This is a genomic window from Xanthomonas sp. WCS2018Noco2-27 (assembly GCF_031843525.1).
Taxonomy (GTDB): Bacteria; Pseudomonadota; Gammaproteobacteria; order Xanthomonadales; family Xanthomonadaceae; genus Xanthomonas.
Window position 1 is genome coordinate 1 of the sequence record NZ_JAVTIK010000010.1, and the last position, 24802, is coordinate 24802.

21 protein-coding genes and 1 pseudogene are annotated in these 24802 nt (G+C 64.5%); 9 read left to right on the forward strand and 13 right to left on the reverse strand.

The genetic code is table 11. The annotated features are described in order from the left end of the window. Nucleotides 1–13: 13 nt before the first annotated feature. The 4 genes from RQH86_RS15640 to RQH86_RS15655 all read right to left on the reverse strand — a co-directional run bounded on the left by RQH86_RS15640 (nucleotide 14) and on the right by RQH86_RS15655 (nucleotide 4679). Complete coding sequence (locus tag RQH86_RS15640; RefSeq protein WP_311239095.1) at nucleotides 14–1453, reverse strand: UdgX family uracil-DNA binding protein; 1440 nt, start codon at nucleotides 1451–1453, stop codon at nucleotides 14–16. Nucleotides 1454–1817: 364 nt separating this feature from the next. Then, nucleotides 1818–3062: a putative DNA modification/repair radical SAM protein gene (locus tag RQH86_RS15645; protein ID WP_311239094.1), complete on the reverse strand. Its 1245-nt coding sequence runs from the start codon at nucleotides 3060–3062 to the stop codon at nucleotides 1818–1820. Between the two features lie 360 nt (nucleotides 3063–3422). After that, nucleotides 3423–4229, reverse strand: a complete 807-nt coding sequence (locus tag RQH86_RS15650; RefSeq protein WP_055847870.1) for a class III extradiol ring-cleavage dioxygenase — start codon at nucleotides 4227–4229, stop codon at nucleotides 3423–3425. A 39-nt stretch (nucleotides 4230–4268) separates the two neighbouring features. Beyond that, nucleotides 4269–4679 (reverse strand): DoxX family protein, encoded by a 411-nt coding sequence (locus RQH86_RS15655; protein WP_311239093.1) that lies wholly within the window; start codon nucleotides 4677–4679, stop codon nucleotides 4269–4271. Nucleotides 4680–4785: 106 nt separating this feature from the next. On the opposite strand from RQH86_RS15655, the gene RQH86_RS15660 reads away from it, so the two are divergent. The 5 genes from RQH86_RS15660 to RQH86_RS15680 all read left to right on the forward strand — a co-directional run bounded on the left by RQH86_RS15660 (nucleotide 4786) and on the right by RQH86_RS15680 (nucleotide 11324). After that, nucleotides 4786–5682, forward strand: coding sequence for a LysR family transcriptional regulator (locus RQH86_RS15660; RefSeq protein ID WP_311239092.1), 897 nt, complete (start codon nucleotides 4786–4788; stop codon nucleotides 5680–5682). A 310-nt stretch (nucleotides 5683–5992) separates the two neighbouring features. Then, nucleotides 5993–6562: a flavodoxin family protein gene (locus RQH86_RS15665; protein ID WP_115513992.1), complete on the forward strand. Its 570-nt coding sequence runs from the start codon at nucleotides 5993–5995 to the stop codon at nucleotides 6560–6562. Nucleotides 6563–7188: 626 nt separating this feature from the next. Next, entirely contained in the window at nucleotides 7189–8184 is a 996-nt protein-coding gene (locus RQH86_RS15670) for an aldo/keto reductase (protein ID WP_311239091.1), read from the forward strand. A 225-nt stretch (nucleotides 8185–8409) separates the two neighbouring features. Next, on the forward strand, nucleotides 8410–9105 hold the full coding sequence (locus tag RQH86_RS15675; RefSeq protein WP_311239090.1) for a glycosyltransferase: 696 nt from the start codon (nucleotides 8410–8412) through the stop codon (nucleotides 9103–9105). Nucleotides 9106–9254: 149 nt separating this feature from the next. Beyond that, nucleotides 9255–11324, forward strand: a complete 2070-nt coding sequence (locus RQH86_RS15680; protein WP_115554680.1) for a M13 family metallopeptidase — start codon at nucleotides 9255–9257, stop codon at nucleotides 11322–11324. A gap of 614 nt (nucleotides 11325–11938) precedes the next feature. Here the strand turns inward: RQH86_RS15680 and RQH86_RS15685 are convergent. Beyond that, nucleotides 11939–12859 (reverse strand): oxygenase MpaB family protein, encoded by a 921-nt coding sequence (locus tag RQH86_RS15685; RefSeq protein WP_311239089.1) that lies wholly within the window; start codon nucleotides 12857–12859, stop codon nucleotides 11939–11941. 545 nt (nucleotides 12860–13404) lie between these two features. On the opposite strand from RQH86_RS15685, the pseudogene RQH86_RS15690 reads away from it, so the two are divergent. Further along, nucleotides 13405–14094: pseudogene (locus tag RQH86_RS15690) on the forward strand (hypothetical protein). A 203-nt stretch (nucleotides 14095–14297) separates the two neighbouring features. Here the strand turns inward: RQH86_RS15690 and RQH86_RS15695 are convergent. The 5 genes from RQH86_RS15695 to RQH86_RS15715 form a co-directional block, all read right to left on the reverse strand. Next, on the reverse strand, nucleotides 14298–14588 hold the full coding sequence (locus tag RQH86_RS15695; protein WP_311239088.1) for a hypothetical protein: 291 nt from the start codon (nucleotides 14586–14588) through the stop codon (nucleotides 14298–14300). Between the two features lie 29 nt (nucleotides 14589–14617). Next, entirely contained in the window at nucleotides 14618–16213 is a 1596-nt protein-coding gene (locus RQH86_RS15700) for an APC family permease (protein WP_055847846.1), read from the reverse strand. Between the two features lie 195 nt (nucleotides 16214–16408). After that, nucleotides 16409–16792, reverse strand: coding sequence for a hypothetical protein (locus tag RQH86_RS15705; RefSeq protein WP_311239087.1), 384 nt, complete (start codon nucleotides 16790–16792; stop codon nucleotides 16409–16411). Nucleotides 16793–16837: 45 nt separating this feature from the next. After that, nucleotides 16838–17614, reverse strand: coding sequence for a LytTR family DNA-binding domain-containing protein (locus RQH86_RS15710; RefSeq protein WP_311239086.1), 777 nt, complete (start codon nucleotides 17612–17614; stop codon nucleotides 16838–16840). Beyond that, the gene (locus RQH86_RS15715; protein ID WP_311239085.1) at nucleotides 17611–18903 is read right to left on the reverse strand and encodes a histidine kinase; all 1293 of its coding nucleotides are present in this window, start codon (nucleotides 18901–18903) and stop codon (nucleotides 17611–17613) included. The genes RQH86_RS15710 and RQH86_RS15715 overlap by 4 nt, the downstream gene beginning before the upstream one ends. 339 nt (nucleotides 18904–19242) lie before the next feature. On the opposite strand from RQH86_RS15715, the gene RQH86_RS15720 reads away from it, so the two are divergent. Continuing rightward, on the forward strand, nucleotides 19243–20451 hold the full coding sequence (locus RQH86_RS15720) for an FAD-dependent oxidoreductase (protein ID WP_311239084.1): 1209 nt from the start codon (nucleotides 19243–19245) through the stop codon (nucleotides 20449–20451). Between the two features lie 44 nt (nucleotides 20452–20495). Here RQH86_RS15720 and RQH86_RS15725 read toward each other — a convergent pair whose 3' ends face one another. Further along, entirely contained in the window at nucleotides 20496–20690 is a 195-nt protein-coding gene (locus tag RQH86_RS15725; protein ID WP_311239083.1) for a hypothetical protein, read from the reverse strand. 507 nt (nucleotides 20691–21197) lie between these two features. On the opposite strand from RQH86_RS15725, the gene RQH86_RS15730 reads away from it, so the two are divergent. Beyond that, on the forward strand, nucleotides 21198–21704 hold the full coding sequence (locus tag RQH86_RS15730; protein ID WP_311239082.1) for a ferritin-like domain-containing protein: 507 nt from the start codon (nucleotides 21198–21200) through the stop codon (nucleotides 21702–21704). Nucleotides 21705–22277: 573 nt separating this feature from the next. Here RQH86_RS15730 and RQH86_RS15735 read toward each other — a convergent pair. Beyond that, nucleotides 22278–22460: a hypothetical protein gene (locus tag RQH86_RS15735; protein WP_311239097.1), complete on the reverse strand. Its 183-nt coding sequence runs from the start codon at nucleotides 22458–22460 to the stop codon at nucleotides 22278–22280. 68 nt (nucleotides 22461–22528) lie between these two features. Continuing rightward, entirely contained in the window at nucleotides 22529–23809 is a 1281-nt protein-coding gene (locus RQH86_RS15740; RefSeq protein WP_115529002.1) for a sigma-54 dependent transcriptional regulator, read from the reverse strand. Between the two features lie 540 nt (nucleotides 23810–24349). Between RQH86_RS15740 and RQH86_RS15745 the strand changes: the two genes are divergently transcribed. After that, the gene (locus RQH86_RS15745) at nucleotides 24350–24631 is read left to right on the forward strand and encodes a hypothetical protein (RefSeq protein WP_311239081.1); all 282 of its coding nucleotides are present in this window, start codon (nucleotides 24350–24352) and stop codon (nucleotides 24629–24631) included. Nucleotides 24632–24802 lie beyond the last annotated feature (171 nt).

Below are 24802 nucleotides of genomic sequence, written 5' to 3' on the forward strand. Positions count from 1 at the left end.
GCACGCGCTTTTTTTATGCCTTGGCCAGATCGCTTGCCGCACTCGGCGGCGCCAACAATAGCCGCAGGTCCTCCACAAAGCCGCGATAACCTTCCTCGCGCGCCGCCTCGGAGCCTTGTCGCAGCACCCAGGACGGATGCACCGTCGCCAGTACCGGCGTGCCGTCGTCCAGCCGTTGCCACTGCCCACGCTGCTGCATCAAACGAAAGCCCGGCCCCAGTACTGCCTGTGCCGCAGTCGCTCCCAGACAAACGATGTGTGCGGGCCGCAGCTGCGCGCGCTCGGCCTGCAGCCAGCCACTGCATGCCTGCACATGCGCACGTTCCGGATTGCGATGCAGGCGCCGTTTGCCGCGTTGCTCGAAACGAAAATGCTTGACCGCATTGGTCACGTAGAAGGCCTGGCGATCCACGCCCAGTTCGCCGAGCGCCATGGTGAACAGACGCCCGGACGGGCCCACGAACGGACGCCCGCTGAGATCCTCTTCGTCGCCGGGTTGTTCCCCGATGACCATCACCGATGCATCGTCCGGCCCTTCGCCGAACACCGTTTGCGTCGCCGGTTGCCACAGCTCGCAGCGGCGACAGTCGCGCGCGGCCGTACGTAACTGCGCCAGACTTTGCGTTGCAACTTCCACGGCAGGCGCGGGCGCCGCTGGCACGCGCCGCCGCACCGGCTCGGGCGCACGCTCGGCCATCTCGCGTACGCGCACACCCGCCTCGCGGATCAACTCCGGCAACAGCGCCGCTTCGGGCAGGTTTTTCCAGTATTTCTGCGGCATTTCCTGCCGCATCATGGTGGGGTTGAGCCGCGCAGGATTGAAGATGTGCGCGTAGTACGTGCGCCACAAGGTCTCCTGCGCGTCGTCGGCCGGCACCTGCGACCGTACCGCCGCATCGCCAAACGACAACGCCTCGCCATCCCAGCGCACGCTGCGGTATGGCGTAAGGATTGCCCACTGCATGCCGGCAAACCGCCGCGCGAAGAATGGCGCCACCAGATCCACGATGCAGTGCTCGGGTTCGAACCAGGCCACGAAATCTTCCTCTTCTCCAGGCAACCGCCGAAAGCGCACGAATGCCTTCATCTTGTGCGTATCGCGCTGCACCGCCTTTTGCCATTGTCGAAGCCGGTGTACATCCACATCGGTGGCGCGCTCCAGCAGCGCCTTTTCGCCAGAAGCGATTCGCCACAACAACCGGTACAGCACCGCGTGCCGCTGTGGATCGCGATGACACAACACCGATGCAGCCAGCTGCATGAAGTCCGCCGACACCCGCGGCGGCGGCACGGTCAGCGGCAACTCCAGCAACCCCTGCCCCATCAACAACCCGCCCTGCGCCCCACCGTTCCACGCCACATCGTCCGGTTCTACCTGCGCACACCACCCCGCCCGCGCCAACGCACGCCACGCCTCGAAACTCCACGGTGGTTCGACCTCAGCGCTGAACATTACGTACACCCGACCTCAAGATTTCCGATCCGGCCGTCGCTTCGTCGCCGGCACTCTGGTTGTGTCTTGCATCTTTACTGCTGTTTTTTTGCAGTGGTATCGCTGCTATCGCTTTGTCGCTTTGTCGCTTTGTCGCTTTGTCGCTTTGTCGCTCCCGCGCAGGATTGCATCAGGCGATGGCGGTTTTGGTGACGTTTGCCAAGACACGTCACCCGCGCCGCAAGGCGCCCAACCGCTTGAAACATGGATCCGGCGACCGAAGTTGGAGATTCGTAGTAGCCATCAAGAACGTCCAGCTCATACCTGCGGGCGCACCCTCATCCGCCCTTCGGGCAGCTTCTCCCGATGGGAGAAGGCAGGGGCATCAATCGAACAAACTTGCCTGCCGCGGTGCGGGCGCCAACTGCGCACGTAACCGCGCCGGATCATCCAGCCGCTGGCGCGGATGATGATCCAGCACACTCACAAACGGCAGCAGCTTCTTCATCGGCACCCGCAGCCGCGCCAGATCGCCCACCCGCAACCGTGCATGCTGGCGCGACAACAGCAGCCGCTCCACATTGCGGGTACCCAACCCTGGCACCCGCAACAACATCTCACGCGGCGCCACATTCAGATCCACCGGAAACCGCTCCGGGTTACGCAGCGCCCAGGCCAGCTTGGGATCCACATCCAGGTCCAGCATGCCGCTGGATTGTGCAGGCGCGATTTCCTCTACCGAAAATTCGTAGAACCGCAGCAACCAATCGGCCTGATACAGCCGATGCTCGCGCTGCAACGGCGGCGCCTGCAACGGCAGCTTGGACGATGCATCCGGGATCGGGCTGAAGGCCGAGTAATACACCCGCCGCATGCGGTAATTGCCATACAAATTATGGCTGGTGTCCAAAATGGCGCGGTCGTTGGCATCGTCGGCGCCAACGATCATCTGCGTACTCTGGCCTGCCGGCGCAAAGCGCGGCGGCTTGGCCCGGCGCACCTTTTCGGCCTTGCGCTCCAGCTGGTTTTCTTCGATGCGCCAACGTAGCTCGCCCATCGCAGACCGAATGCCGCCGACGCTTTTTTCCGGCGCCAGCAAGGTCAGGCCCTGCTCGGTCGGCAACTCCACATTGATGCTCAGACGGTCCGCATAGCGGCCAGCCGCAGCCAGCAGCTCGGGTGCGGCGTCGGGAATGGTCTTGAGATGGATGTAGCCGGCAAAACGATGCACCTCGCGCAACTGCCGCGCCACTTCCACCAGCTGTTCCATGGTGTAGTCGGAGTTGCGGATGATGCCGCTGGACAGGAACAGGCCTTCGATGTAATTGCGCTTGTAGAAATCCAGCGTCAGCGTGACCACTTCTTCCGGCGTGAAGCGCGCGCGGCGCACATTGCTGGACACGCGATTGACGCAGTACGCGCAGTCGAAGATGCAGAAGTTGGTCAGCAATATCTTCAGCAGCGACACGCAGCGGCCATCGGGCGTGTACGAGTGGCAGATGCCCATGCCCTCGGTACTGCCGATCCCGCCGGTACCGAGCGAATTGCGCTTGTTCGCCCCACTGGAGGCGCACGAGGCATCGTATTTGGCGGCGTCGGCGAGGACGGCGAGCTTGTCGAGGATTTTCACGCGGGCAGCATGCAGCGAGGGCGTCTCAGCCTATGAGACTGCACCGCAGCAGATCGTGAATGCTTCAGAGCGCTGCGGGGCAGCGGTGATGCCTCAACGCTGCGGTGTTGCGGTCATGCCTCAACACTGAGGTGTTGTGGTGATGCCTCAGCACTGAGATGTTGTGGTCATGCCTCAACACTGCGGTGCTGCGGTGATGCCGTCAGCGCTGCGGTACGGCCGAATGCTCTTATCGCTGCGGCGTCGCATTAATGCACTCGACGCTGCGGGACGGCAGTCACGCCGTTACCGCCGTCGGCCAAAGGGCCGCCGTGAGTGCTCCAATGCCGCCGCGGCAGCGGCACTGCCTTCACACCCCGATCAAGCGGCAATCGCGGCATCGCCGTCGAAGCGATATAGATCCATCGCCAGAAAGCCCAGATCGATCCCGGCATCGATCCGCTGCGCGCCGAGTTGGTCGCCACCGGCTGCACCCATCGCGACATAGAGCGGCAACAGGTGCTCGTCGCTGGGATGCGCGCGCTCGGCGTATGGCGCCTGTCGGCGATAGTCGAGCAGCGCGGGGATGTCGTTCTCCAGCAGTTTGCGCTCGGTCCATTCGATGAAGGGGCGCACATATGGCGCCTCGCGCTCCACGCTGTAGCCGTGGCGAAAATCGTGCAGGTTGTGGGTGATGCTGCCCGAGCCGATCACCAGCACGCCGTCGTCGCGCAGCGGCGCCAGCGCGCGCCCCACCGCAAACTGGTGGGCAGGGCCGAGTTCGGGCTGGATCGATACCGACACCACCGGGATGTCGGCCGCCGGGTACAGCAAGCGCAGCGGCACCCACACGCCGTGATCGAAGCCGCGTTGCGGGTCCAGCTGCGGATGCAGGCCGGCCTGTTCCAGGCGACGGGTGATCTGCTGCGCCAGCGCAGGCTCGCCGGGGGCGGGATACTCCAACTCGTACAACGGCGCAGGAAAACCGCCGAAGTCGTGAATGGTCGCCGGCCGCGCGGCAGCGCTGACCAGCGGGCGACGGCCCAGCCAGTGCGCGGTGGCGACAACGATCGCGCGCGGCCGTGGCAGCAGCTGCCGCAGTTCTTCCAGGCGCAGCCCGACCTGGCCAGGCTGCAACGCCGTCATCGGCGATCCATGCGAGATGTACAACGATGGCATGCGGCTCATGCGTGGCTCCTTAAATGACAGGCTTCAAAATGACAGGCTTCAGCGCGCCCGCTTCAGCGCAAGCGCGCCATCGCCCAGCAGCGATTGCACGATCAGTAACACCGCCCACAGCGCCGGATATTCCCAACCGCCACCCGGGTTGGAGAAACCGAACCCGTTGGCGCCATGCACGCTGACGATGGTGCCCAGCAGCAACGGCACGCCCAGCAGCGCCACCCAGCGCGCGTAAAGGCCCAACAGCAACGCCAGGCCCAGGCCGAGTTCCAGCGCCATGCTGAGATAGGCCAGCGCGGCGGGCAGGCCGAGCGACTGGAAGTAGCCCACGGTGCCGGCCGGGGTGAACACCAACAGCTTGGTCAGACCGTGCACCAGAAACAGAGTACCCAGGCTGATACGCAGCAGTGCCGCGCCGTAGGCAGCAGTCCCAGGCGGTGCGAGGTGGGTGGACATGACGGGCACTCCGTTGAGGACCCACACAGCCTATTACTTACTAAAATCTGATAAATACATCGGATTCGGATAATTTATTGCAACCAAAGAAACAATCGGAGCGGTCATGGATACCCTCGATGCGATGCGCGTGTTCACCGCGGTGGCCGAACGCAGCGGCTTCAGCGCCGCCGCCGATGCGCTGGACCGTTCCACCGCCAACGTCACCCGCCAGGTCGCCGCGCTCGAACAACGCCTGGGCACGCGCCTGCTCAACCGCACCACGCGCCGGGTCAGCCTGACCAGCGCCGGCACGGCGTACTACCAGCGTTGCCTGCAGTTGCTGGCCGATCTGGACGACCTGGAAGCCACCATCGGCGCGCAGGCGCTGGAGCCGTCCGGTGTGCTGCGAGTCAATGCGCCGGTGAGCTACGGCATCGAGCGTCTGGGCGCGCTGCTGCCCGGCTTTCGCGCACGCTACCCGCAGGTGGAGCTGGACCTGTCGCTGACCGATCGCCTGGTCGATATGGTCGAAGAAGGCTTCGATGTGGCCATCCGCATCACCCGCCAGCCGGCGCCGATGCTGATCGCGCGGCAACTGGGCAAGGTCCGGCTGCTGCCCTGCGCAGCGCCGGCGTATCTGGCGCGCGCCGGCACGCCGAAGCACCCTTCCGACCTGGCCGGCCACGAATGTCTGCTGTACCAATACTCGCCCAGCGGCGACGAGCTGCGCTTCCATGGCCCGGACGGCGATGTCGATGTGCGTATCCACGGCGGGCTGCGCGCCAACAACGGCCACGTGCTCAATGCGGCCGCGCTGGCCGGCCAGGGCATCGTGATGCAGCCGGACTTCCTGGCCGATGCGCATATCGCCAGCGGTCGCCTGCTGCGCATCCTGCCCGGCTACCAACTCGGCGAGATCGGCATCTTTGCGGTGTACGCCAGCCGCAGCCATCTGGCGCCGAAGGTGCGCAGCTTCATCGACTACCTGCTCGAATGCCTGGCCGAGCCGGCGGCCGGCTAAGCGCGGTTGGCAATACGCGTCAGTTATCGTCGGTTGGAGTGGGTGGCGCGCCTGGCACACGCCGCACCTGACGCCGGCTGCTGGCTAAAGCGGCCGGCAACACGCGCCAGCAATCCTACGTTGGTGTGGGTGGCGCGCTCAGAACCAGGACATGTGAGCACCGAACGCCGGCTGCGCCTGTCCGGTGGCTGTGCAGTGGTTGTATTGGCCGCCCCAAGCGGCCGCGGCAACAGTTCGTCCCGCACGTGGTCATTCATCTGTCGCGGCTGGTGTGCGCACAATCGGCCTCCCTCGTTCAGCAGGAGCGTCCATGAGCAAGATCGCCATCGTGTATTTCAGCGGCTACGGCCACACCGTCAAGCAGGCCGAAGCCGTGCATGCAGGGGCCGCCAGTGTCGGCGAGGCCACGCTGTACCGCATCGACCAGGACGGCAAACTGCCCGACGACGCCTGGGAGGCGATCGGCGCAGCCGACGCGATCATCTATGGCAGCCCCACCTACATGGGCGGGCCGGCCTGGCAGTTCAAGAGGTTTGCCGACGACAGCTCCAAGCCGTGGTTTGCGCAGGCATGGAAGGACAAGGTAGCCGCCGGCTTCACCAACTCTGCCTCGGTGAACGGCGACAAGTACGCCACCATCCAGTATTTCTGGACCCTGTCGCAGCAGCACGGGCAGGTCTGGGTCGGCACCGGTCTGCCGCCGTCCAACACCAAGGCGCACGGGCCGCAGGACATCAACTGGACCGCCGGTTGGGGCGGCGCGCTGGCAATCTCGCCCTCGGACGCATCGCCGGACGAAGCCCCGCGCAGCGGCGATCTGGAAACTGCAAAGCTGCTCGGCAAGCGTGTCGCCGAGTTCGCCAACAAGCTCAAGGGCTGAGGCCACCATCGCAGCGCCCGCGCGTTTGGGCCGGCTTGAGGCGGCCCGATACGCGCGGGCGTTGGTTTGTTTGACGGTACGGTTGCAGGCGTGGCGCCGAGAGCAGGCGTGCAGCTTGGCCGATGTCGTTGGCATTGACTGCGTCGTGTGACCACGCTGGCGGATCGCTGGGGCTGCGCGCACTGCACTCAGTGATACCTAAATCGCGTGGCAATGCTAGATCGCGCCGTGCGTCGAAACAGCATGATGTTCTGCAACATCGCGCGTGCAGTGTTCGACATCAGGCCAGAGTGCCCATGGCGGCGTCTGTAACGCGTCACGCGTGATGGGTGATACGGGGAGCGCAACGCGACGCAGACGCTGTGTGTCGCCACAGGTCATCGAATGCTGCAGCAAACGCTGTTCACTACGCGACGCTGCCTTGCAATCAGTACCCTCAACAACTGGACTCTCGCTGAGCGCATCCGCCGTTAAACCGTGGAAACCGCACGTCGCTGCAATTCCCAAGCAAAAAGGCATCGCCACCCCAACTCACCGGCCTCAAGCATTCGCGCGTGGGCTACATCGCGCTAACGCACGCCGCGCCACTCTCCCCGCCTACCTCGCTGCACGGAGCTTCCCCCACCATGCAAACCCGCACACTTGGCCGATCCGGCCCCACCGTTTCCGCACTCGGCCTCGGCTGCATGGGTATGAGCGCGTTCTATGGCGATCGCAGCGATGAGGCCACCTCGATCGCGGTGATCCATCGTGCGCTCGACCGCGGCATCAGCCTGCTCGACACCGCCGACATGTATGGCCCGCACACCAACGAAGTGCTGGTGGGCAAGGCGATCGCATCCCGCCGGCACGAAGTGTTTCTGGCCACCAAATTCGGCATCAAGCTCGACCCCAACGACCCATCGGTGCGCGGCATTGATGGCAGCCCGGCCTACGTGCAGTCCGCCTGCGAGGCCAGCCTGCGCCGTCTTGGCGTGGAGCACATCGATCTGTACTACCAGCACCGCGTGGATCCCAACGTGCCGATCGAAGACACCGTCGGGGCGATGGCGCGTCTGGTCGAACAGGGCAAGGTGCGCTTTCTCGGGCTGTCGGAAGCGGCCGCAGACACCATCCGCCGCGCACATGCCGTGCACCCGATCACCGCGGTGCAGACCGAATACTCGCTGTGGTCGCGCGAGCCGGAAGACAACGGCGTGTTCGCTACCGTGCGCGAGCTCGGCATCGGTTTCGTGCCGTACTCGCCGCTGGGCCGCGGTTTTCTCACCGGCGCGTTCTCATCGCCCGACGACTTCGACGCGGACGATTACCGCCGGCATTCGCCGCGTTTTCAGGGCGACAACTTCACCCGCAATTTGCAGTTGGTGGAGCAGGTCAAGGCGATCGCCACCGACAAGGGCATCACACCCGGGCAACTGGCACTGGCCTGGGTGCTGGCGCAGGGCCAGGACCTGATCCCGATCCCCGGCACCAAGCGTCAGGCATATCTGGACGAGAACATCGCCGCGCTGGAGGTGGCACTGATGCCCGACGAACTGGCGCGCATCGATGCGATTTTCCCGGCGCAGGCTGCGGCCGGTACGCGTTACCCCGAAGCGATGATGGGCGCAGTCAACCGCTGAGCCATGACCGCGAGACCGCAGCGATCGCTGCGGTTTCGCGCTGGGCGACTGAAAGCGTCTGTGCACAGCGCCGGAGCGAAGAAATACACGTGGGGCAGACATGCGTGCCTCGCCCCGACGGCCACGTCCGGCCGAGCACGCTATGGCTGTGCCGATCGCATGCACTCACGCCATCGCACCACCGTTGCTTGCACACTCGGCGCATCATCGCTCACACCACGTCCCATGCTGTCCTTCGTGATTCCCGCGCATAACGAGGCTGCACTGATCGGCGAAACGCTGCAGTGCCTGCATACCTGCGCACAGGCGATGCACCTGGACTACGAAGCGATCGTGGTGGCCGATGCTTGCGAGGACGACACCGCACGCATTGCGCGCGACAACGGCGCACAGGTGCTGGAGGTCGAGCTGCGGCATATCGCCGCCACCCGCAACGCGGGCGCACAGGCCGCACAAGGCGAGCGCCTGCTGTTTCTGGATGCCGATACCTTGATCAACCCGCAGGTGGTCGGCGCCGCACTGGCCGCGCTGGAGGCCGGCGCGGTGGGCGGCGGTGCACAGGTGCATCTGCAGGGCGACCGGGTGTGGTTCGAACGTGCAGCGCAGGCTGCGTTCGGCTGGTTCTTTCGCGTTGCCGGCATCGCGCCCGGCTGCTTTCTGTTCTGCACGCGCGTGGCCTTCGTCAGCGCGGGCGGCTTCGATACGCGGTACTACGCCGGCGAAGATGTGGCCTTGAGCCGTGCGCTAGCACGGTGCGGGCGCTTTGTGATCCTGTGCCAGACCGTGCACACCTCCGACCGCAAGCTGCGCAGTTTTTCCAAGCGCGAGCACCTGGGCTTGCTGCTGCGTTTCTTGTGGCGCGGGCGCCGCATGCTGCAGACCCGCGACGCGCTGGGTTTTTGGTATCAGCGACGGCGCTGAACCGAGCGTGTCCACGACGCGCCAGGATGCCTGGGCGCCTGCCCTCAAATCGGGACGTGGCACCGCATGCCACTTACACTGCGGTCCTTGTTCCTGTTTCCGAGTTGCGCCGCATGGCTTCTTTGCACCGCCCTGTCCTGATCGCTGCCATGGCTGCTGCGGCATTGACCACTGCAGCCTGTCACCGCGATGGCGCGGCGCCAGCGGCCGACACCCGCACCACGCCCGCCCCCAGCACGCCCAAGCTCGGTGATTTCGGCTTCGATATGGCAGGCATGGATCGCAGCGTGGCGCCGGGCAACGATTTCTTCAGCTACGCCAGCGGCAACTGGGTCAAGACCACGCAGATTCCCGACGACCGCTCCAGCTTGAACAGCTTTGTCAGCATCGCCATCGACACTGAGCGCCACAGCCGCGACATCATCGAAGGCGCTGCCGCCAACGACCGCGTCACCGGTGAGGACAAGCAGATCGGCGACTATTACGCCGCCTATATGGACGAAGCCAGCATCGAGACCAAGGGCGTGCGGCCGGTGCAGCCGGAGCTCGACGCCATTGCGCAGCTGGAAGACAAGCAGGCGCTGGCACGCACCCTGGGCGGGCAGCTACGCGCCGATGTGGACCTGCTCAACTCGACGAATTTCTACACCGACCGTCTGTTCGGCCTGTGGGTCTCGCAGGATCTGCACAACCCCGGCCGCTACGCGCCGTACCTGGTGCAAGGCGGCCTGGGCATGCCCGAGCGCAGTTTCTACCTGGACGGCGGGCGCATGGCGCGGCTGCGCGATGCCTACCGCGCCCACATCGTCAAGTTGCTGGAACTGGCCGGCATCGACGATGCTCCGGCCAAGGCCGAGCGCATCCTGGCCCTGGAAGTCGCAATCGCGCGCGTGCACGCCACGCCCGAGCAGACCAACAACGTGCAGGCGGGCGCAAATGCCTGGAAACAGGCCGATTTTGCGCGGAACGCTCCCGGCCTGGACTGGCCGCTGTTCTTCGATGCCGCTGGTCTGAAAGCGCAGCAGGACTTCATCGTGTGGCAGCCGCAGGCCGTGCGCGGGTTGTCGGCGTTGGTGCAGTCCGAGCCGCTGCAGACCTGGAAGGACTATCTGCGTTTTCGAGCGCTGGATCGTGCATCGCCGTATCTGTCCAAGGCGTTCGCTGATGAGCAGTTTGCGTTCTACGGCACCACCCTGGAAGACACGCCGCAACAACGCCAACGCTGGAAGCGTGGGATCGATGCCACCAACGCCGCATTGGGCGAAGCGGTCGGCAAGCGCTACGTGCAGAAGTACGTCAGTGCGCAAACCAAGACCCGCGTCGAAGAGATGGTCAAGAACCTGATCGCTGCATTCGGTAAGCGCATCGATGCGCTGGAGTGGATGACGCCGGAGACCAAACAGCACGCCAAGGCCAAGATCGCCGGATTGACCGTGGCGGTGGGCTACCCGGACAGCTGGCGCGACTACAGCGCGCTCGACGTGCGCCGCGACGATGCGCTGGGCAACGTGGAACGCGCCGGCCTGTTCGAGTATCGCCGCAACATCGCCAAGCTGGGCAAGGCGGTCGATCATCGCGAGTGGTACATGCTGCCGCAGGAGGTCAACGCGTTGAATGTGCCGCTGGAAAATCGCCTGCTGTTCCCGGCCGCGATTCTGCAACCGCCGTTCTTCGACCCGGCCGCCGACGATGCGGTGAACTACGGCGCGATCGGCGCGGTGATCGGGCATGAGATCAGCCACAGCTTCGACAACACGGGCGCACTGTTCGACGAACACGGCGAGCTGCATAACTGGTGGACGCCGCAGGATCTGAAGAAATTCGAGACCGCCGGCAATGCGCTGGCCGCGCAGTTCGGCGCGTACAAGCCGTTCGACGATCTGGCGGTCAACGGCAAGCTGACGCTGGGCGAAAACATCGCCGACGTTGCCGGCCTGGCCACCGCGTACGACGCCTACCAGTTGTCGCTGCAGGGCAAGCAGCCGCAGACCATCGATGGCTTCAGCCCGGATCAGCGCTTCTTCCTTGGCTTTGCGCAAGCATGGCGTGGCAAGTACCGCGACGCCGCACTACGCAACGCCGTGCTCACCGATGTGCACGCGCCCGGACGCTTCCGCGCGCAGACCGTGCGCAATCTGGATGCGTGGTACCCGGCTTTCGATGTGACGCAGGATCAACAGCTGTATCTAGCGCCCGAGCAGCGGGTCAAGATCTGGTAAGTGCTGGCGTTGGTCGTGAAGCGGCGATGTAAACGCAACTGTCAGCGTGCCTGCCGTCATCGGATGGTCATGCTGCTCACTCGGCCATCGCTCACAACGCGGCCTGTGCAGTAGGTTGCAGTGTCGGCCTGATGTCGGCCCGATATGCCTGGCGTTGTCGCTCAATGCGCGCTATTCCCTCAGCCAAACGCATCTCTCGTTTGGAGAGGGTCTTGGCTGCTGATTGCTCTTTACTGGCGTTGTCGCTCCACGCGCGCTATTGCCTCACCCAAACGCATCTCTCGGGGGAGAGGGTCTTGGCTGCCGATTGCTCTTTACATGCAGGTCAATCACCGCGAGAGAGGACGTTGCAGGCCGCTCGCTCAGGCATACCGCAGGTCAAATCGCTGCGTGAGACAAACTTGGTGCCGGATGCGCAGGCACATCGCAGGTCATTCACTGCAGGATTGATCGGTTATTGCAGCCTTGTGAGAAGACGCCGCAGACAAGCCCCTCTCCCACCGGGAGAGGGGTTGGGGTGAGGGTCGGTAGTCGCGGCGATGTAACCGCACCCGCAGCGCCATGCAGCACTAAACCAGCACGCAAGCCGCACACAACTCCCACCTGCCAAACCGCTACTCAGGCCACTGCAGCAACGTCGCCGGTTCCAACTGCATGCGCCGGCAGGCACGGGCCGATAAGCCGTCGCGCAACGCGGTGCGGAACAACGGCGACAGGCTACGCAGCAGGCGGGCGGATGCGCGTGCCTGTGCGCGCTGGGTGGTGGTACGGCCCAGCATGTCGCTGGCCCAGACCGGCAACAACGCAGTGCCGGCACCGAGGAACACGCCGCGCGACAGCCCTGCCGCAGGTACCGGCAGCTGGATGCTGGTGAGGATGTCGAGCACCTCGCGCGAGCGTGCGTCCATGCGCAGCTCGCCGCGCACCGACGCAAAATACGCCTCTACCTCGGCCTCGCTGGCGGGCACGTCGGTGGCGCCGAGGGCTTCGGCCACGCGTCGCGCTTCGTCGTAATAGCGGTCGGCAATGGCACTCGGTACGTCACGGCAATAGCGCCGGCAGCCCTGCAGAAATCCGTAGGCTTCGGTGACATGCACCCAGGTCAGCAGCGCAGGATCGTTGGCCTCGTACGGCACGCCGTCGGCGGTGTGGCCGCGGATATGCGAATGGATACGGCGCACGCGCGCGATCAGCTGTGCGGCTTCGGCCTGCGGCGCGTAAGTCGTGCCGGCAACGAAGTTGGTGGTGCGCCGCAGCCGACCGACCAGATCGGCGCGGAAGTTGGAGTGGTCGTAGACCCCGGCCAGCGCGCGCGGGTGCAACAGTTGCAGCATCAATGCGCACAACCCGCCGGACAACATGCCGGGAAATTCGGAGTGCACGCGCCAGGTGACGCTGTCGGGCCCGAAGATGCCGGGATCGCCGAGCGGCTGATCGTATTCGATGGTGCTCTGGCCACGCGGAAACGCGCCCAGCACCCAGCGGCGGATCTGTTCGGCGGCGGGGGCTGTGAGGGTACGCAGGACGGCTGACATGCCGCCATGATACGGATGCGCCTGCATGATCACGTCAGTGCGCGGCTAGCCTGCCACAGCTGCCTCATCCACCGGTCAGCCACAGCGACGCGCCGTCGTTTTTGTTTAGCCGGCTGCGTGGGCGCAGCGCCCGCGCTTGGAGCCACCATCACCTCATAGAGCAGTCGTCAGGTGGACGCGGACGGCGCGGGCGCGCCGGACGCGTCCGCAGTGCAGTGCCAATGATGAGCACCGGCCGCGCTCACGCCGAGGCGGCGCCGTCGTCTTGGTAGCCGCGCTCGCCCACCCCCGCCGACGCGCCCCACTCCCCAGCCTGCAAATCCCCAGCCTGGCCAAGCCAGTCACGCGCGGGATCGCCGCAGTAGCAAGTGTGCAGTGCAACAAGAGTGGCGATGCAACGCGCGCGCGATGCCATGGTACTGCAGACAAACCGCCTGAATTCAGCGTTTTGTGCGCAAGTGCGCAACTTTGCGCGGCCACAGGTTCGCCGCAGGCATTGCCATGCACAGCGAAAGTGCTAGAACTAGAGCCGTCCGACCTCTGTCATGCATCGCAAGGCGCGTCGGTCGCTCCAGGGCACCGGCAACCGCCGATGCAGCAAGTCGTTCGTACCAGTCATCCGTTAGGAGCTTGTCATGATCGCTTTGTTTCAGGGTTTAGGCCTGCTATTGCAGGACAACGCACTCCATCGACGCTCCTTCGACGAGCAGGTCGTTTACTGGCGCGACAAGACCGACACGCAGCTCGACGAAGAGCTCGATCTGCTCAAGGTGGCCAAAAAACAATGGGTGATCGCCTCGATCATCGGCTGGCAGGCGATTTCGCTGGTGCTGCTGGGCGTGATCACGCATCAGCTGTGGCAGAACGACTACCACCTGACCTTCAGCCGCGTGGTGATCATCTTTACCTCGTGGGCGTCGATCCTGTTCATCATGTGGTACATCGCCGATCTGTTCGATCACAGCGCCGGTTTCGAGCGTTGGTTGCGCGCCTTCAACAGCCGCGCGCGGGTGGCGCCGGATGCAGACTCGGTCGAGTGCGTTGCCGACGCGCTGGACATGACGCGTCGCTACCCGGAAGTGCTGCACTACAAGCAGGAAGTGACCTCCAAGCGCGAACTGCGCCACGAGGACATCGTCAACATGCGTGAGATGGGCCGCCTGCGTCGCTACACCGAATTGCTGCGCGACCTGGACCGCTTCGATGGCGCGCCACGGCTGGTGGCCAACGCCTGAAGCATTGCGCACAGATCGCAAACCAGAACGCGCGATTGAACTGCAAGACGGCCGAAGGAATTCCATCGGCCGTCTTGCATTTGAACACCGACCAGTGCCCTGATCCTGACGCACGCCAGGTCCTTCGAGTCGCTGTGTCATGGCCCTACTGCGCCTTTGAAGCAAGAGTTGCATGACGCGGTGGCGCCAGCATGTTCGAACGACTAGAACTCAATCACACGAACCGGGCCTGCAAACTCATCGGACAGTAGCTGCGCCAAGGACACAGCATCCTCCAGAGACCCGTCCGGGCCATGCGCCGCTGTGAGCATGAAGTACGGTGCCGAACCATCTCCCACGCACAAGTCATCGATCAGGTCCTCGATGCGGTCGGCATCGACGCCGACCACACCGACGTAGTTGACACCTTCAGCGATCCAGTCGGCGACCAGAGCGGCTAGCCCTGACCGTTCGCCGTGCAGTGAATGCAGGACGATCTTGCGTGGATTCCGCATTGCGCTTCAGGCCAGGTGCGCAGCCCTACTCAAGCCCGCGCCACCGCCTGCTCCACCGACGGGGTGCGCCAGCCGCTGCGGACGCCCCAGATGTAGAACACCACGCCGACTGCGGCGACCACCGCCAGGTCGGTACCGTAGCTGAGGTAGCCATGGCCGCCGAAATCGCTGCTGCCGGCCCAGGACAGCAGCGCAATGATCGGCAGGTAGCAGATCATCCAGGCCGCGCCCTTGAGATTGCGGCGCAGATCCGGCCAGCCCTGCTTGGCCTGGTAGTAGCAGTACACCGGCAGCGCCACGACCATCAGCAGGATGATCTCGCCGGTCAGCGGCCAGCGCGCCCAGTACAGCAGCTCGGTCGCCATCACGAACGCGACGCCGGCCAGCACCGGCAAGGCGGCGATGCGCAGCGGGCGATGCAGTTCCGGCGCGTGGCGACGCAGCGCCATCGCACTGATCGGCCCGGTGAGATAGGAAATGATCGTCGCCACCGAGATCACAGCCGCCAGCGTGCCCCAGCCGCGGAAGAAGAACAGGAACACGAACGACACCGCCAGGTTGAAGAACATCGCCATGCGCGGCACGCCCCACACCGGGTGCAGCTTGCCAAGCGCGGCCGGCATGGTGCCGTTCTTTTCCATGCCGTACACCATGCGCGCGGTGGTGGCGGTGTAGGTAATGCCGGTGCCGCTGGGGCTGACGAACGCATCGATGTACAGCAGCATCGCCAGCCAATGCAGATTGACGATGATGGCCAGCTCGGCGAATGGCGAGCGGAAATCGATACCGTGCCAGCCGGCCTTGGCCAGCAGATCCGGCGGCACCGCGCCGATATAGGCCACCTGCAGGATCACGTAGACCACCGTGGCCAGCGCGATCGAGCCGAGCACCGCGAACGGAATGCTGCGGCCCGGGTTACGTGCCTCGCCGGCCAGATTCACCGGGCTCTGGAAGCCATTGAAGCTGAAGACGATGCCTGCGGTGGCTACCGCAGTGAGCACTGCTGCCAGGTCGATCACATGGGCATCGCCATGGATGCCGACGCTGAAGTTTTCGCTGTGAAAGCCACTGGCGATCAAGGCCACGCCGGTCGCCGCCGGCACCACCAGCTTGAACACCGTGATCAAGGTGTTGGAGCGCGCAAACAGCTTGACGCTCCAGAAATTGAGGAAGAAATACACCAGCACCAGCACCGCCGAAATCAGCAGCCCGGGCACCGACAACTCGCCAGCTCCGCCAGGTGCCTGCACATACAGACCCTGCGCCCAGGCCCACGGCCACGAGGCCATGTACTGCACCGAGGCTTCGGCTTCGACCGGGATGACCGAGACGATCGCGATCCAGTTCGCCCAGCCGGCGATGAAGCCCACCAGCGAGCCGTGCGAGTAATGGCTGTAACGCACCATGCCGCCGGATTCGGGGAACATCGCGCCCAGTTCGGCGTAGGACAGCGCGATGGTGGTGATGATCGCCGCGCCCAGAATCCAGGCCCAGACAGCGCCCGGACCGGCCAGCCCAGCCGCGCGCCAGGCGCCGAACAACCAGCCGGAACCAATGATCGAGCCCAGCCCGGTAAGCATGAGCGCAAAAGGGCCGACGTCGCGGCGCAACGAATGTTCGGACATGAAAAGCCTGACAGTGAGGGCGCCGCAAACCGGCAACAAGCCGACAATGATCGCAGAAGCGGCCGCTTGTCGTCAGTGCGTATTCAGGCTCTACGCGACGCCGCGATGCGACGGCGCGCGCACCCGTGCGCCCGTCGCAGTTGTTGCTTGCACTACGCAACACTGCCGCGCTGCCGCGCTGCCACGCGCCGCGGCTTACCCGTGGCACTCGGCAGCGGGCACGCTGCGGTCCACGCAGGTGTGGGCTGCCGCCGGAAGACCGCGTAGCGCGCGGACCTGCCCGGGCAGCAGCGCAAAGCTGTCCAGCGTCTTGCGCGCACACACCGGCGCCGGTGTGCCGCCGCTGGCCGTGGCGGCGGTCGTGGCAGCCGGGCACTGCTCTTCATAGATCAGGTAATGGCACTGGCCGCTGCTGCTGGCCAGGCAATGCACATTGGTCTCGGCGTCGGTGACCAAGGTCTTGCTGAAAAGCACGTCGCGGCCATCGCTGGTGGCGCGGGTGATCGAAGTGGTGCCGTTGCGTTCGTGGCAGCCGGCCAGGGCGAGCAGGCAATACACCAGGGAGGCGATCAGGCGCATGGAAGCAGTCCTTTCTTGTCGATGCGGTATGGGGGAGACGGGGGATTACATGCCGCGGAACAGGCTCATAAACGGCTGGCTGACGGTGAGCGTTTCGCTGCGCCCGCGCAGCGCCAGCCGGCCCTTGCCGGTGTCGTCGCGCACTACCGAAGCCACCGCCTTCATGTTGACGATGGTGGAGCGGTGGATCTGCTTGAACACCTGCGGATCGAGCACATCGAGCAACTCGCGCAGCGGGGTACGCAGCAGCGCCTCCGCGCCGGCCGTCATCACCGTGGTGTATTTCTGATCGGCCTGGAAATACGCCACCTCATCCAGTGCGATCAAACGCGTCTCGCGGCCGCTGGTGGCAGTGAGCCAGGCCAGTGGCGGCGCGACGCCGGGCGCTGCCGGGCGTGCAGAGAGACGCTGCAAGAGCGCTTCCAGCAAGCTGCCGTCCGGCTGCCCGGCGGCGGCGCGTTGCTGCACGCGTTGCCAGGTGGCCTGCAGACGTTCGCGGTTGATCGGCTTGAGCAGGTAGTCCACCGCACCGTGTTCGAACGCATCGATGGCGTACTGATCGTAGGCGGTGACAAACACCACCTGCGTGCGCGGGCTGACCTCGCGCATCGCGCGTGCCACCTCGATGCCGGTGAGGCCGGGCATGCGGATATCCAGAAACACCACATCCGGCTGCTGAGTGGCGATGGTCTCCAGCGCGCTGGCGCCGTCTTCGCATTCGCCCACCACCTGCAGTTGCGGGCACACCTCGGCCAGCAGCGCGAGCAAGGACTGCCGCAGCAGCGCTTCGTCTTCGGCAATCACCGCACGTAGCGCGCTCACGCCTGCACCTGCTCGGTGGTGGCGGCGTCAGGCAGCGGCGGCGGGCGCGGCGCGGCCGGTTGCGCCGGCAAGGGCAGCGTGAGCGTGGCCGCCACACCGCTGGGGAAATTGGACACGATGGCAAAGCTGGCGGTGCCGGCATAGATCAACTGCAGCCGCTCGCGCAGATTCTTCAGCCCGATGCCGGTGCCGTGGCTATGGGTGTTGAACCCCTGGCCGTCGTCGGCAACGGTCAGTGTGGCCTGGCGCTCGTCCAGGCAGCGCGCCAGGATCCACACGGTACCGCCGCCGGGCTTGGGCTCCAGCCCGTGCTTGATGGCGTTTTCCACCAGCGTCTGCAACATCATCGACGGCACCTGCAGGGCGCGCAGCTCGTACGGCACTTCCACCTGCAGCGCCAGCCGCGTGCCCATGCGGATGCGCAGGATTTCCAGATACGCCTGGGTGCGTTCGAGCTCTTCGCCCAATGTGGAAGTGGCATCGTCCGCGCTGGGCAGCGAGCGGCGCAGGTACTGGATCAAGTGGCCGATCATGATGTCGGCGCGCGGCGGGTCGGTGCGCGCCAATACCTGGGCGCTGGCCAGCGTGTTGTAGAGAAAGTGCGGCTCCACCTGCGCATGCAGCAGGTTCAAGCGCGCCACGGCCAGTTCCTTCTCCATCACCGATTGCTCGGCGGCGGCCTGCTCGTCGCGACGCTGCTCACCGACCCGGCGCACCACCGCGCGATTCATCGCTTCGGCATTCTCGAAGTTACTGCCTTCGTCCACCGCAAACAGGTCCACCCAGGCGCCGGCATCGGGCTCGCACAACACGGTGACGCTGCTGGTGCCCTGCCCCGGCGCAATCGTCACCAGCACCTGGTTGTGGGTAATGGCAAAGCGCGCAAACAGATTCCAGCGCGAAGGCTTGCGGCCTGCGTATGGGTCGAAGCGGCGGATCTTGGCACGGATCAGCAAGCTGCCCGGCGCGCATTCGACATCCTGCACGCGAGGCAGCGCACGCACCGCCTCTTCCACCACCGCAAAGCTGGCCTGCGCCTCCAGCGGCACTTCGATCTGGCGGCGCTGACGCGTGGACAAGGTGTCGTGGTCCAACCGTCCGGCGATCAGGCGGACGCGCCGCACATGGGTAATCGCGCTCATCAACGCCAGCGTCAACAGCACCATGCAGATCAGGCCGAAGAACGCGCCGGTAGAGCCGAACAGCTGTGCCCACATGCTGCCCGCCACCACCAGCGCTGCAGCCCAGGCGAACACGATACGCACGATCAGAAAGACGCTGGCAGACACGGTAGGGACTCGTCGGAGATGGGACGGGAGCGAGCATAGCCGGCACGTGCGGCTGCGAAAGCCCCGGGCGACGAATGGCCGTCAGCGCCACCTCAAGTACCGGGATCGCAGGACGAAACCCGACCTGGCTGGTCGGCAGGCCAAGGCCTGCGCGGTATGCTCGACACACGCAAGCAACAGACCGCTTGCCTGGTTGCCGTAAAGCAGGCGGCCTAGCACGCTGTCGTGCCAGGTCGGCGTGCGTTGCCATCGGGTGGCCCCGCTGTGTTGCTGCGGGACGCCGGCGCGTCTTACATCGCAGTCGGTCGACCACCCTCCACACCACCGCGCAGGAGTCGCATGCACCGCCGTCATTTTCTGCACAGCGCAGGCCTTGCGCTTGCGGCCGCTTCGACCGGCAGTTGGGCCGCCACCGGCAAGGCGGCCATTGCGCCGTCCACACCGCTGCCGCCGCCCGATGCATTGCCGATTCCCTTCGCTGCCACGCCCGCACTGACGCCGATGCGCGCATCGGTCGATCGCATCATCGCCATCGACGGCTGCACGCGGCCGTTCCGCGCGCAGGGTCCGCGCATCGAGGCAGAACGCATCGGACGCAAGACCGTGGTGCACAACTACGGGCACGGCGGCAGCGGTTGGTCATTGTCGTGGGGCGCGGCCGAACACACGTTGCGACTGGTGCGCGCGGCCGATGCAAACGTGCGCGAGCTGGCAGTGATCGGCTGCGGCGCGATTGGGCTGACCACGGCGGTGGCAGCGCAACGCGCCGGCCTGCGCGTGCGCATTTATGCCCGCGAGCGGCTGCCGGACGTGCGCTCGTTCTATGCCACCGGCGTGTGGTCGCCGGATTCGCGCGTCTGCACCAGCGAGCACGCCACAGCCGATTTCAAGACGCGCTGGGAAGAGATGGCGCGGATCTCGTTTCGCCGATATCAGACCCTGCTCGGCCTGCCCGGCGAGCCGATCGAATGGCGCGATGGCTATGCCTTGTCGGATGTGCCGTTCGATCAACCGGTCACCTCGGCCGAGGCGCACGAACCAGACTACCCGCCACTGGAACGCACGCTGCTGCACGACCTTGGCCCGCGCTCGCAAGCACTGACTGCCGGCAGCCACCCGTTCCCGGTACCGTTCGTGCGGCGCTACAGCCAGCTGACCTTCAACATCAGCGCATATGCGCGGCTGTTGCTACAGGATTTTCTGCAGGCGGGCGGCGAGCTTTACACACGCAGCTTCGACGATCCGCGTCAGTTTGCCGACCTGCGCGAAAAAATCGTGATCAACGCCACCGGCTACGGCGCGCGTGCACTGCTGGGCGACGACAGCGTGATTCCGGTGCGTGGCCAGACCGCACGCCTGCTCCCGCAACCGGAGGTCACCTACGGTCTGGTCTGGCGCGGCCACAATCTCAACGTGGTGCCGCGTCGCGACGGGCTGCTGGTACAGGCGCAGGGCGCCAACGACTTCAATAATGCCGATGCAACTCCCGACCGGGCCGCAACCGAAGCGGCAGTACGCACGCTGGCGCAGTTGTTTCCGACGACCTGAGTCAAGCGGGTCGTCGCGGTGCTATGCACGGCGCCTTGAATGCCTCACCCATCGCCGAGTGAGGCATTCAAGGCGATGGCCAGTGCGGCATCGCCGTTGATCAGCGCGTCCCAGCGCAAGCGCACGCCCTTGCGTTTTCCTTTCTCGACCAGCTTCAACCCGTCGGGGTCAATGATCAACGTATATGCCTGGTCGCCGATCTGTAGTTCGCGACGTAACGGTTTATCCAGCGGAGTCATAGGACATCTCGTGCAGGTGTGTGAACTGCGTTGTAGCGCATCCGTCTATGCCGCATGCACACACGCCACCCACATGCATGCCATCGCCGATATGTTGCCTGCGCATGGCCTGTCGTTATCTCAGTAAGACGGCATTCGTAGTAATGCCGCGTCGCATCTATACAGCCCGATGCAGGCGACCGCGATGCACGCACGATCATGTAGAAGCATCTGCTAGCCAGCTGGCGTGCTCTAACGCGCGCCCACGCGAGCGATTCGTGCACGCACTCGTTACGGCACAGGCCGCCATCGCATCGGGATCACCGTTTCCACTAATCGCGCTAACACTCGCAAGACTAGCTTAGCGATCACGCGATACGGCCTGAGGCCAGACGCTTTGGCCGGCTGGCTAATCACGTATCAGAAAACCATCGTGCTCGCGTTTGTCGAACGCGAGCAACCAAAACGCGTAACCGCCAGGCGGCGAACGCGACATTTCAAACCTCTGACCAACAACGGGAACCACCCATGGCGATCAAGACGATCGAAGAACTTTTCATCCACGAGCTGTCGGACATCTATAGTGCCGAGAAACAACTCACCAAATCGCTGCCGCGTCTGGCACGTGCGGCGACCGAGCCGAAATTGAAAGCCGCGTTCGAAACCCATCTTGAAGAAACCCAGGGTCAGATCGAACGCATCGACCAGGTGGTCGAGGTGCTGGGCATCAAACTCAAGCGCATCAAGTGCGCGGCGATGGAAGGCCTGGTGGAAGAAAGCCGCGAAGTGATCGATGAAATCGAAGCCGGCCCCGTGCGCGACGCCGCACTGATCGGTGGCGCACAGAAGGTGGAGCATTACGAGATCGCTTCGTACGGCACTATTGCGGCAATGGCCAAGCAACTCGGCTATAGCGATGCGCTGCCGCTGCTGCTGGCCACGCTGGAAGAAGAAAAGGCCACCGACGAAAAGCTGACCCTGCTTGCCGAACAAGGCGGCAACCAGAAAGCAGCCAGGACCAGCAAGGCGGCCTGATCGACCATGCGGGGCGGCGCTATTGACAGGGGCGGCGCTGTGCATCAAGGACAGCACCGTACCGCCAGTGGAAGCGGCACGCGCTCTACACCACAGCACGCACGCTTTTCAGCGCGCGTGCTGTGGCCGGGTTCGCCACTTGGCGGCGTAGCATGGGCACGGTGCGTATCGTTCGGCGTCCACCGCTCTTCAGTTCGGCGATAGAAACGCTTTACTGGACGATTCAATCGTTTGGTTGGCGTCACTCAGCTCTTCGAGATTGACTGCAAACGTCCGTGGGTCATATCCAGCTCGTTTCCAGTATCTGCACAAGGTCACTATCTACCAATGCATAGTGCGGACAGGCCAGCTTCCGCACGAAGCGTGCTTCCATCTCCTGAGACAGCACCACCTCGTCACGCGAAACCTTCGACTCCGAAGGGCGGTTATACGAGTAGGGCCACCACTGAAGCATCGATGGGCTTGTGCATCTGGATGCAGTTGATCTGCACGCGCAGGGCTTCCGCATCGGCACGACTGCTAACCGTCACCAGATCGCAGACCCAGCACACCCAGTCAGAAGAGCACGACGGATCAGTGGTCGCCAGGCGGCAGTGCTGCCGGCGATGCCTCGGGGTGCGGGTCGTCGGCCAGTTGCTGGGCACGCTCTTGCTCGCCCAGCTGGTTGAGCAGTTCAGTGGCGGACTGATGCGCGTTACGCAGCGTCTCCATTGGCTTGGAGGTGTCGCTGCGCAAGGCGTACAACGCAAAACCCATCACGTTGAGACGGTTACGCAACTGATGCAGCAGCTCGCGCTGCCGTCCCTGCAATGCAGCGTCCGTCACTACGCGTCCTTGTCGCTCAACCGGTTGTGCAGCGTCCGCACGCTGATCCCCAACTCGCGTGCCGCCGCCTTCTTGTTGAAGCGCGTACGTGCCAGGGCCGATTCGATCATGGCGTCCTCGGCCTGACGCATGGTCCAGCCGGCCGGAATCAGCAACCCGTCTTCGTCGGCCTGCGGCACGGTCTGCTCCACATCCGGCGCAGTCAGCAGATCGCCGTCCGAGCGCAGATACAGATAGTGGATGAACGAGCGCAGCTCGCGCACGTTGCCCGGCCAGGTGTGATACGCCAGATAGCGCAGCAGCGACTTGGTCGGCAGCTTGCGCTTGCCGTATTTGACGTTGAGTTCGTTGATCACGCGCAGCCCCAGCACGCGCGCATCGCCGCGGCGTTCGCGCAGCGCCGGCACCTGGATCGGGTACTCGTTGAGGCGGTAGAACAAATCCTCGCGCAGCACCGCGTGCTCACGCTGCACATGCTGATGCGTGGCCGCAACCACGCGGGCATCCAGCGCAATCTCTTCGTTGCCGCCAATACGCATGAAACTACGCGACTCGATCGCCCGCAGCAGATAGACCTGCAGCCGCTTGGGCATTTCGCCGATCTCATCCAGAAACAGCGTGCCATCGGCGGCCTGTTCCAGGAATCCGGCGTGACGACGGTCGGCGCCGGTGAAGCTGCCGCGCTCGTGGCCGAACAGCTGGCTGGCCAGCAACTCTTCCGGAATCGCACCGCAGTTGACCGGCACGAAGCGACCGCGACGGCCGGACACCCGGTGGATGGCACGAGCGACCAGATCCTTGCCGGTGCCGGTCTCGCCAGTCACCAGCACATTCAAATCGGTCGGCGCCACGCGCACGATGTCCTTGCGCAACAGCACGATGCTGTCGCTATTGCCAATGATGCCCAGATTGCCCTGCTGCGCCTCACGCAGGCCACCCAGCACGCGCTCCAGGCGCTCCGGCGCGAACGGCTTGGTCAAGAACTCGCTGACGCCGAACTGCTGCGCGCGGCCCTGGGTTTCATAGGCGTAATCGCCCGACACCACCACGATCTTCGGTGTGTGGTCCGGGTCCAACCGTTCGATGAGATCGAAACCGCTGCCGTCGGGCAGGCCAACGTCCACGACCAATAGATCGGGGAAATTGCTGTCCAACCAACGGCTGGCTTCGCCAAGAGTGTGAATACCCTTGGCACGGAAGCCGCTATCGGTGGCTAACTCCACCACCTGATCGCAGAACTCCACGTCGTCGTCGATGATGGCGCAGGAAAGACGGTCCATGAGCGCTTCTGTCCGCAATGACTAGTACATGTTCAGTTGAGAATTGTGACGGCGGCGCGAAGAGTGCGCCTGCGTATCACCACGAGATTGCACGCTGCAGTCACGACCATCGTGATCGAACGGCGCCCTTCCCCCCCTAAGTCGAGCTCGCCGCGTCATACGCGAAGTACGCACGGCTGGGCCTGAATTTGCCAGTGCCAAGCGTCATGGTCGGGGTCGGTCGCCGCGCCGTGCATGCCGAAACGCCAAACAGTGCAAGGTTTGCCAGCACGGTTGCCGCGCATTCTTGGAGTGCGCAGCCGGGCTGAACTCAATGGATCAGTTCGCTTGTGCTGTTGCATCGCAACCGGTGGTTTGGCCGGAAGTGATGTGAGCTGATGCCGACAGCTGTATTAAACCAGCCGGCCAGTGAACGTAGTGGCCTGAGACGTGATCCACTGCCGGCGCGTGCCGTGTGGAGACGGCGTGCAGGCCATCCTCACAGCAACGTACTTTCAACGCGCAAACATTGCTCCCTGACCTAGCCGAGCGAGGTGTCTCATGCATGCAGTGTCGGTACATCGCCACGCCGATGTGCAAAACGAATTGACGTATTGGCGGGACCAGCATCGGCGTGGCCAGCTTGGCTATCACTCCTTCGATGGCATCCCCGAAAGCACCGTGCGCGCCGTCTGCGATGCCTACAACGCGCAGCCGGATCTGACCGAACATCAGGCGATCAAGGCAGTGCGCGACGCACTGTGTCTTACCCCGGGTTCGACCAATGCGGCCCTTGCCGACTGGTTGGCACCACGCTGCCTGCGGCACTTACGTAGTACGTAGTCGGCGCGCCGTTGTAGGCAACCCTACGGCAGGCACGCGGATAACGGGCGCGGCAACGCGGCACTGCCACCTTGCAGTTGCGCTCGCTATGCCAGATTAACCTTCAGTGCCGCATGCGCACACGCTTGCGGTCCGCAGCATGACGAGGCGCAACGCAATAGCGCAGCGCTT

Coding starts and splice junctions, on each gene's coding strand:
- RQH86_RS15735 (WP_311239097.1), bottom strand. CDS start 22,460: ATGGGTTTTGCGTTGTACGCCTTGCGCAGCGACACCTCCAAGCCAATG.
- RQH86_RS15655 (WP_311239093.1), bottom strand. CDS start 4,679: ATGTCCACCCACCTCGCACCGCCTGGGACTGCTGCCTACGGCGCGGCA.
- RQH86_RS15680 (WP_115554680.1), top strand. CDS start 9,255: ATGGCTGCTGCGGCATTGACCACTGCAGCCTGTCACCGCGATGGCGCG.
- RQH86_RS15665 (WP_115513992.1), top strand. CDS start 5,993: ATGAGCAAGATCGCCATCGTGTATTTCAGCGGCTACGGCCACACCGTC.
- RQH86_RS15740 (WP_115529002.1), bottom strand. CDS start 23,809: ATGGACCGTCTTTCCTGCGCCATCATCGACGACGACGTGGAGTTCTGC.
- RQH86_RS15695 (WP_311239088.1), bottom strand. CDS start 14,588: ATGCGGAATCCACGCAAGATCGTCCTGCATTCACTGCACGGCGAACGG.
- RQH86_RS15660 (WP_311239092.1), top strand. CDS start 4,786: ATGGATACCCTCGATGCGATGCGCGTGTTCACCGCGGTGGCCGAACGC.
- RQH86_RS15745 (WP_311239081.1), top strand. CDS start 24,350: ATGCATGCAGTGTCGGTACATCGCCACGCCGATGTGCAAAACGAATTG.
- RQH86_RS15705 (WP_311239087.1), bottom strand. CDS start 16,792: ATGCGCCTGATCGCCTCCCTGGTGTATTGCCTGCTCGCCCTGGCCGGC.
- RQH86_RS15685 (WP_311239089.1), bottom strand. CDS start 12,859: ATGTCAGCCGTCCTGCGTACCCTCACAGCCCCCGCCGCCGAACAGATC.
- RQH86_RS15650 (WP_055847870.1), bottom strand. CDS start 4,229: ATGAGCCGCATGCCATCGTTGTACATCTCGCATGGATCGCCGATGACG.
- RQH86_RS15700 (WP_055847846.1), bottom strand. CDS start 16,213: ATGTCCGAACATTCGTTGCGCCGCGACGTCGGCCCTTTTGCGCTCATG.
- RQH86_RS15720 (WP_311239084.1), top strand. CDS start 19,243: ATGCACCGCCGTCATTTTCTGCACAGCGCAGGCCTTGCGCTTGCGGCC.
- RQH86_RS15670 (WP_311239091.1), top strand. CDS start 7,189: ATGCAAACCCGCACACTTGGCCGATCCGGCCCCACCGTTTCCGCACTC.
- RQH86_RS15640 (WP_311239095.1), bottom strand. CDS start 1,453: ATGTTCAGCGCTGAGGTCGAACCACCGTGGAGTTTCGAGGCGTGGCGT.
- RQH86_RS15730 (WP_311239082.1), top strand. CDS start 21,198: ATGGCGATCAAGACGATCGAAGAACTTTTCATCCACGAGCTGTCGGAC.
- RQH86_RS15675 (WP_311239090.1), top strand. CDS start 8,410: ATGCTGTCCTTCGTGATTCCCGCGCATAACGAGGCTGCACTGATCGGC.
- RQH86_RS15725 (WP_311239083.1), bottom strand. CDS start 20,690: ATGACTCCGCTGGATAAACCGTTACGTCGCGAACTACAGATCGGCGAC.